This window comes from Clostridium sp. HV4-5-A1G (genome assembly GCF_900184915.1).
GTDB lineage: Bacteria > Bacillota > Clostridia > Clostridiales > Clostridiaceae > Clostridium_B > Clostridium_B aromativorans.
Genome location: NZ_FXYI02000163.1, coordinates 1 through 8295, shown reverse-complemented (window position 1 = coordinate 8295; position 8295 = coordinate 1). Strand labels below are relative to the sequence as shown.

The following is an 8295-nucleotide window of genomic DNA, read 5'->3' as shown; positions in this document are numbered from 1 at the left end:
TAATTTAACTATGCAGCAGCCCCCTAACTTATTTTATATTATTTTTTATTTTAAGCCCTGTTCATAAGCTTCAATCATCTTTTTAACCATATTTCCACCTACTGAGCCTGCTTCTCTTGATGTAAGATCTCCATTATATCCTTCTTTTAAGTTTACTCCAACTTCTCTAGCTGATTCCATTTTGAACCTATTTAAGGCATCTTTAGCTTGTGGAACTAGGACTCTATTTCCTCTGTTACTTGCCATGATTGATTTCCTCCTCCTATATATTATTATTTTGTATTACATCTATAAGTTTGCTCCATATAAAAATTATTACTCTATAAAATTGCATGAAATTGAGATATGATATGACATAGATAGAAATTTTTATATATAAAAGTTTATTTTAGCATAACTTTTAAATTTTAATCTACAATTAAAATTTATTTAGCGTATAATATAATATTAAGGTTTAGATAAACTAAAAGGGTAGGTGATATTGTTGTATAAAAGAGGAGATTTCCATTTACACACCACTGCATCTGACGGAAGATTATCTCCCAGTGAGCTTGTAAAAATGGCCGGCAGAAGGGGTATGGATATAATCGCCATAACAGATCATGATACAGTATCCGGTATAGATGAAGCCTTAGATGCTGGTAGAAAAATAAAACTCAAAGTTATTCCAGGAATAGAACTGTCTACTTTATGTTATGGAAAAAGTGTTCATATATTAGGATATTTTAAAGCAATTTCAAATATATCTCCTGAATTTAAAAATTTTTTACAGGAAATGAGTGAATATAGAAAAAAGAGAGCAAAAAAAATAGTAGATAATCTATATAAATTTTTTAATATAAAACTAGATTATCAAAGCATACTTGAAAATGCTCACAATATTGTTACAAGACCTCATATTGCACAGGCCATAATAGATTCTGGATATAATTATAGTTTTAAGGATATATTTACGAATTTTATAGGCGATTCCTGTCCCGCATATGTCCCCACTAAGAAGCTTTCCACTGAAGATGGTGTGAAACTGCTTAAATCTTTAAATTCCGTGGTTGTTTTAGCACATCCAGTTCTCATAAAAGATGTCAATATGGAAACCCTACTTAAGCTTCCCTTTGACGGTATAGAGGCAATTTACTCCATGAATGCACCAAAAGATACAGAAAAGTTTATAAAATATGCTGAAAAATATAATAAAATAATAACTGCAGGTTCAGATTTCCACGGTTTACCAAGAAAAGACAGAGACGATCCCGAGCACTCTCATAGTATAGGTGAAGTTTATTTAGAGGAAAAAGATATAGAAATATTTTTAAATAAACTAAACACCTTAAATTAAAATAATCCATGTAATTACATCTGCAATTACACGAATTATTTTTTAATTTATATTATATTTCATTCAAAAAGACCGTATATCCCTTTACAGCTTCGTATATGTCTGCCTTGCTTGCTACCTCCCAAGGGGCATGCATATTATGAAGTGCTATGCCGCAGTCTATTACCTGCATATTGTATTCTGCCAGTATATATGCTATTGTTCCACCGCCTCCTTGATCCACTTTTCCAAGTTCTGCAGTTTGCCAGTACACATTATTTTTTTCCATTATATTTCTTATTTCAGCTATATATTCAGGATTTGCATCATTGCATCCCGATTTTCCCCTGGCTCCAGTATATTTATTAAAGACTATCCCTTTCCCAAGATAAGCCGAGTTGTTTTTATCCATGACAGAAGGATAATTTGGATCAAAAGCTGCACTTACATCTGAAGATAGCATTTTTGAATTGGTTAGAGCCCTTCTTACTTTTAAATCGCTGTACTTTCCGCAGAGATCTATGATTTCTGCCACCGTATTTTCAAAAAATCTAGACTGCATTCCTGTAGCTCCAACGCTTCCAATTTCCTCTTTATCAACTAAAAGAGTTACACAGGTTTTTTCAGGATTTTCTATTTTCATCATTGCCTCAAAGGAGGTATATGCACATATTCTATCATCGTGTCCATAAGCCATAACCATGCTTCTATCCAGTCCAAAATCCCTTGCAGCTCCTGCAGGAACTACCTCAAGTTCCGCGGATACAAAATCCTCTTCTTCAATATTGTATTTTTCATTCAACAACTTCAGTATGTTCTGTTTTACTCTGTTTTTGGCATCTTTATCCTTAATTGGAATACTTCCCACCAGTAAATTTAAATCTTCCCCTTCAACTACTTTATCTCCTTTTTTGTCCATTTGTTCTCTGGCAAGATGTATTAACAAATCGGATACGCCAAATACGGGATCAGTCTCTTTTTCCCCCAGTACTAAGTTGACCTTAGTGCCATCCTTTTTTACGACAACCCCATGAATGGCCAACGGAAGTGTAACCCACTGATACTTCTTTATTCCACCATAATAATGAGTGTCAAATAAAGCTAAATCCGTATCCTCGTAAAGCGGATTCTGCTTTAGATCAAGTCTTGGAGAATCTACATGTGCTCCAAGTATCCTCATGCCCTCCTCTATGTTTTTTTTCCCAATTACAAAGAGTGCCAGAGTCTTTCCTTTATTATTGGCATAAACTTTATCTCCTGGTTCCAGTGAAGCTTTTTTACCTCTTATATCTTCTATATTTTTATAGCCACTTTTTTCAGCTATTGACACAAATTCCGCTATGCATTCTCTTTCGGTTTTACATTTGGACATAAAATTCTTATACTCATCTGATAATTTAAAAAGTGATTCAAAATCCTTTTTTGAATATTTATCCCAGGCATATTTATATTTTTTAGTTAAATCCTTTGACACTATAATCTCTCCTATCTGTATTTATTTAGGATAAAAAACAAATTTTAATATTCATTATCAATCCTGTTTATTTTAAAGCCATCTTTTCCTTTTGAATATGCATATGAGGATTATGGCTATAAAAGTCATCATTATAATTACATAATGGCATCCATTTTCCACTTCCATAAAAGGTACTCCCTTTAAATTAGTACCATAAATACTGCTTATGAGGTTCAAAGGTAAAAATATAGTAGCTATAACAGTAAAAATTTTCATGAGTTCATTTGTTTTATTTGCTATCTCTGATTCAAAAGCTTCCCTTACCAGTGCCAAATCCTGGACCAGGCTTTCAAGGGAAATCATAAGCTTTTCTATTTTTTTACTTAAGCCTATAAAATATTTTATACTTTCTTTTTCAATAACAAGGTTGTCATTTATAGTTAAGCTGTCTCCTATATAAATCAGGGGACTTAAATACTTTCTTATTTTATAAACCTGTCTTCTTAAAGTTATCAAATTGTCTATCTGATCCTGCCTCGGGTTTTTCAAAATATTTATTTCGATTTTATCTGCCTCTACTTCTAGTTCGGATATTATATCATAATTTTTCATAACTATTCTGTCTAAAATGCAGTAAAGAAGTATACACACCCGGGGATTGTCTTTTAGCACAAAACAATTCTTCCAGCTATTTATGTCTTTTATTAAATTCTCCAGTATATCGATTTTGTCTTTGTATACAGTTATTATATAATTTCTACTTAGAAAAACATTCAACTCCCTGGATACCACTATTCTCTCTATATAATTGAGTACATTAAATATTATAAAAATATATCCGTTAAAAAAACTTATTTTTGATGCCTGGGAAAAACTTCTACACTCATCTACAGTTTCCTCATCCACGGATATGAAATCATTTAATTTTTCAACCTCATCTACATGCAGAAGTATCCAATAATGACCGTTTACAAAATCAAATGATTCAGTAATCTCTTGAAAACCATTATCTATATCCAGTACCTTCATAAAAAAACACCACCAATAAAAACTAACTATAATTTACATGTAAATAGTTTCATCTTATATTAGTGTGTTAATTTAATCAGAAAATAATTCACTGCCCTTTCAAACAAATTGATTCACAGGCAAATTTAAAATAAAATTTAATCTGAAATAATATTGTCTATAGGTATATCATGTTCTTCTCTGGGAACCTTATCTAAAATCTGAAAACTGTATGCAAGGGCTATCTTCTTGGAATCCACTCTAGTCATCTTTAGAAATCTGTCATAATATCCTCCTCCATAGCCTATTCTTCCTCCCTCTTTGTCAAAAGCAATACCTGGTATATAGCATAGATCTATTGTAGACTCATCCATCCTTAAATTTATATTTTCAGGCTCAAGTATTCCATAGGCACCACTTTTCAGTTCATTGAAATGGTTTATTTTTACCGCTATCATTCCCTTTTCCCTGGATATTGTCTTTGGAACAGAGACATTTTTGCCATCTCTTAGAGCCCTTTTTATAATTCTATGAGTATCAACTTCAGTTCCAAAACTGACGAATATAAATAAATTTCCAGCTTTCCGATATTCTTCACTTAGTAAAACTTTTTCAAATATTATATTGTCCAATGCCCTCTTTTTAATTTCAGGCATACTATCTCTTTTTTCTTTGATTTTTTTTCTGATATCTTCTTTATTCATCTGCATGGTCTTTTTTTCTCCAACTCTTTTATTCTCTTGCTGATTACATCTACTGGAGTTATGCTTGACATAAGACTATATCTGTAATTTGCTGCGGCAGCTTCAACTATGACAGCCAAATTTCTTCCAGGCCTTATAGGAACCTTTAGCTTTCTCACAGGAACATTTAAAATATTCATGTATTCCTTGTCTATTCCAAGCCTGTCGTAATTCTCATCTTCCTTCCACTGCTCCAGATATATTACAAGGTTGACATTTTTGGTCTTAAGTACAGAACTCAACCCATAAAGTGCAGGGACATCAATAATTCCCATTCCTCTAACTTCTATCATTCCCGCTGTAATATATGGTGAAGTCCCGTGAAGTACTCCATTTATCTGTTTTATATCCACTGCATCATCCGCTACTAACCTGTGTCCTCTTTTTATAAGTTCCAGCGCAGTTTCACTTTTGCCTATTCCACTCTCACCAGTTATAAGTATACCTATGCCGTATACATCCACTAACACCCCATGAAGCCTGGTTTCAGGTGCCAGCTTATCATCCAAATAGTTCATCAGTTTATTTATGAATCTCGTCGATATACTATCAGTTCTAAGTATCCATCTTTTATTAGAAAGGGCACTTTCTAAAAATTCTTTATGTGGTGGTAAATTTCTAGTAATTATAGTACAGGGATTATAAAATTCAAAATATTTTTCCAATCTTTTTTTCCTGAGTTCTGACTGCATCGCATCTAAGAAACTCCATTCAGCTTTACCCACTATCTGAACTCTTTTATTTGCATAATAATTGTAAAATCCGCTGAATTGAAGTCCTGGTCTATTTATATCACTTTCAGTTATTTTATTTATTTTGTCTCCTTTAGTTATAACTTCCAAATTCAAGTCCTCTATAATATCTTCTACCGTTACTGGCATTTTATCACCCCTTAGTTGGATCATCTAGTCTTTATTTTCCATAAGTTTTTTTGAATTGTCAACCTCTGTTACGGTTAAATCATTTTGAAGTTTATTGAAGGTGATTTTTTTCTTAATAAAATAGGATACTAAAACAAGAGCACCCAAAAGAGCCGAAGCCAGAACAAAATTTAAAGAATTTATATTTTGTGACTTATCTCCTAAATTTATAAATACAAATACCCCGGGTATTATCCCTATTGTAGTGGCTATAAGAAAATCTTTGAATTTTATTTTAGAAAGGCCGGCTCCATAACTTATTATATCAAAAGGCACCAGTGGTATCAATCTCAATATAAATACTATTAAGAAGCCCTCTTTTTCAACTCCGTCTTGGAACCATTTTCCCCTGCCCCTGACCAATTTATTTACTATATCCTTTCCCAAAAACCTGGCTATATAAAAAGATAGAGCTGCTCCTAAAACAGCCCCAATAATAGTATATATCATACCATAGAACACTCCAAAAACCATTCCGCTGGCTATGGCAAGTAAAGCATTGGGAAAAAGTGTAAGAGGTACAAAAGTAAACATTATTATATAAACTACAGGTGCAAGCATCCCAAAAGAACTTATATAAGCTTTTATGTTAGAGGCACTGCATTTATGCAGCAGGTCGCATTTAAAACATATCACTGCGGCAGATATAATTAAAATTGCAATCAGTATTTTCAGCAATATAGTTTTCTTTTTGTTCAAATCCTATATCCTCCTCTCATGATTTTATATCTATTCATCCAACTTTTATAAAGGCTTGTTTTGCCAGGTACCTCACGTTTGGAATCCCACTTACCTCCAAATATTAAATCCAAAAGGTGCAGAGACTTTTTCCCTCCCATAGACATGGATTCTCTACAGCTGGCACAATACGTAAGTAAATAATCGGTGCTGCCGGAGTTGGCTGTATCTTCCATAACCTGCATGGATATATCTGGATTCGTTGTAGAAACCATTCCTCCCATACCGCAGCAGTGAGTATGTTTTCCATAATGCAGTGATTCCACTACTTTATATCCAAGTTCATCTACAATATATCTTACGCTGTTTTGAATATCTTCCCTATACCTAGTTACACATGAATCCTGAATTGAAAAGACTATATCACTGCTCTTTCCTATACCTTTTGCCTCCTGAGGTAGTCCAATTTTTGCCAGCAGGTTCCAAAGTGAAATTATATTTTGATTCAATCCGCATTCTTTAAGAAGTAAAAAACAGGACTGGCAAGCTGTAACTATCTCTAGAGCACCGGAAGAATCTGCCATTCTTTTTAATTTTGTAATTTTCTGCTTGTAACTTTCCTCCTCCCCGATAATTTTGGAAGGCTTTCCGCAGCATTCTATAATCATTGCTGTCTCGGGAAAATCTTTTTTGAGGTATTCAAGAGTTTTGAATACAAGCTCTGGATTATAAGCACAAAGACTGCATCCAGGCATAAAGAGCCTTTTAATCTTTTTATGGGATTCATCTCCCAAAATACCGCTAAAAAATCTTGAAAAACTTAATGTTTGATGCATATGCACGGATCTATGGCCTTTCATGGGAGATACTCCTCCGTTATTTTCCACTGCATATTTTCTGATATTCATAAATACATCACCCAAATCCAAATTCTCCGGGCATACTGATTTACAAGTTTTACACATGCTGCAGGAATAAGGTATATATAAATTCATACTTTTTTCTTCTACTGCACTTTTAAATAGAGATCTGGGATTTTTACAAAAATATCTAAGCATCTCACATTGTTTCATGCATGCACCACATTTTACACACCTATTTCCTGTGCTTTTCAACTCATTTAAAATATTTTCATCCAATTCAATGGGCTTATTTACCATAAATTCACCTCTAGATTTTTCAGAAAATCCAAACTTAGGTATTCCTCTATCTTTTTCAATGTATCCTCGTTCTTTATATTCTTTTCCGGATTCTTATATTGAATCCATGCATAGGCACACCAGGAAAGTGCCCTTAGATACAGATAAGGTTTATATAGATGTACTCTCTCCTTTATATCTCTTTTGCCATTTTTCAATTTGCCTTCGTATATAGTGAGAAATTCATTTATTTCTTCTTTGCTAAAAAGATAAGATGATTTCCACAATGTAGTGGTTTTTGCCAGAAATTGAGTTAAATCCTGACAGGGATCACTTATAACTGGTTTTTCCCAGTCTATAAGATAATACTCTTTCCCACCTATAATAAAATTATTTGAGTTGACCTCCGTATTATTTATCACATGCCATTTGTCATCCATGAAATATTTCTCCCTATAACTATTATCTTCAGCCTTTTGCAAAAACTTATAGAAGAAATTTTTTTGTTCTCTATTGACTAGAGGAGATGACATAAAATCTTTAAGCCATTTTTTAGATTCCAGTACTCTGCTGGAAAAAATTTTGTCTTCCACTATAAAAATTTTTTCATCATCTTCAGTTAAGTCTATAGAGTGAATCCTGCCAAAAATATCTGCAGCTTTTTCTAGATCCCTTTTATAATTTAAAGGTACACCTTCTAGGAATTCCATAATTAAAATTCCATAATTCAAAAGTTTTCTACTATCATCTACGTAATATACTTCAGGCGTAACTCCGCTTACTTTAAGTCTTTTAAGTGCATTGAATTCATATAAAATCTGATGTTTAAGCTCTAATTGACTCCCTGTATTTACTCTAAACACATATTTTTTATTTCCATATTTCAGTATGTAATTTATATTATATTCTCCCTGTGCCAAAAAATTAATGGAATAGTTTCCATCTATGCCTATTTTCCTCAATTCCTTATTTTTATTTATGTAATCCTCTATTTTATATATTAATTTATCTTTTAACATATTAACTCCTTTTAAAT

The 8295-nt window shown here is 32.7% G+C and carries 9 protein-coding genes; 1 reads left to right on the top strand and 8 read right to left on the bottom strand.

Features of this window, described 5'->3' with window-relative positions:
- Positions 1–45: 45 nt before the first annotated feature.
- Positions 46–246 carry an alpha/beta-type small acid-soluble spore protein gene (locus tag J5G60_RS14655; protein ID WP_150357979.1) on the bottom strand — a complete coding sequence of 67 codons (201 nt, stop codon included), beginning with the start codon at positions 244–246 and terminating at the stop codon, positions 46–48.
- Between the two features lie 238 nt (positions 247–484).
- Here J5G60_RS14655 and J5G60_RS14650 point away from each other — a divergent pair, with 238 nt between their 5' ends.
- On the top strand, positions 485–1336 hold the full coding sequence (locus J5G60_RS14650; protein WP_150357980.1) for a PHP domain-containing protein: 852 nt from the start codon (positions 485–487) through the stop codon (positions 1334–1336).
- 52 nt (positions 1337–1388) lie between these two features.
- Here J5G60_RS14650 and J5G60_RS14645 read toward each other — a convergent pair whose 3' ends face one another.
- The 7 genes from J5G60_RS14645 to J5G60_RS14615 all read right to left on the bottom strand — a co-directional run bounded on the left by J5G60_RS14645 (position 1389) and on the right by J5G60_RS14615 (position 8278).
- Positions 1389–2789, bottom strand: coding sequence for an aminopeptidase (locus tag J5G60_RS14645; protein ID WP_150357981.1), 1401 nt, complete (start codon positions 2787–2789; stop codon positions 1389–1391).
- A gap of 72 nt (positions 2790–2861) precedes the next feature.
- Positions 2862–3800 (bottom strand): magnesium transporter CorA family protein, encoded by a 939-nt coding sequence (locus J5G60_RS14640; RefSeq protein WP_150357982.1) that lies wholly within the window; start codon positions 3798–3800, stop codon positions 2862–2864.
- A gap of 137 nt (positions 3801–3937) precedes the next feature.
- The gene (locus J5G60_RS14635; protein ID WP_150357998.1) at positions 3938–4483 is read right to left on the bottom strand and encodes a 5-formyltetrahydrofolate cyclo-ligase; all 546 of its coding nucleotides are present in this window, start codon (positions 4481–4483) and stop codon (positions 3938–3940) included.
- Complete coding sequence (gene hprK / locus J5G60_RS14630; RefSeq protein ID WP_150357983.1) at positions 4480–5403, bottom strand: HPr(Ser) kinase/phosphatase; 924 nt, start codon at positions 5401–5403, stop codon at positions 4480–4482. The genes J5G60_RS14635 and hprK overlap by 4 nt, the downstream gene beginning before the upstream one ends.
- 24 nt (positions 5404–5427) lie before the next feature.
- Positions 5428–6141: a TVP38/TMEM64 family protein gene (locus tag J5G60_RS14625; protein WP_150357984.1), complete on the bottom strand. Its 714-nt coding sequence runs from the start codon at positions 6139–6141 to the stop codon at positions 5428–5430.
- Positions 6138–7280, bottom strand: a complete 1143-nt coding sequence (locus tag J5G60_RS14620) for a (Fe-S)-binding protein (RefSeq protein ID WP_150357985.1) — start codon at positions 7278–7280, stop codon at positions 6138–6140. The genes J5G60_RS14625 and J5G60_RS14620 overlap by 4 nt, the downstream gene beginning before the upstream one ends.
- Complete coding sequence (locus J5G60_RS14615; RefSeq protein WP_150357986.1) at positions 7274–8278, bottom strand: phosphotransferase; 1005 nt, start codon at positions 8276–8278, stop codon at positions 7274–7276. The genes J5G60_RS14620 and J5G60_RS14615 overlap by 7 nt, the downstream gene beginning before the upstream one ends.
- Positions 8279–8295: the final 17 nt, after the last annotated feature.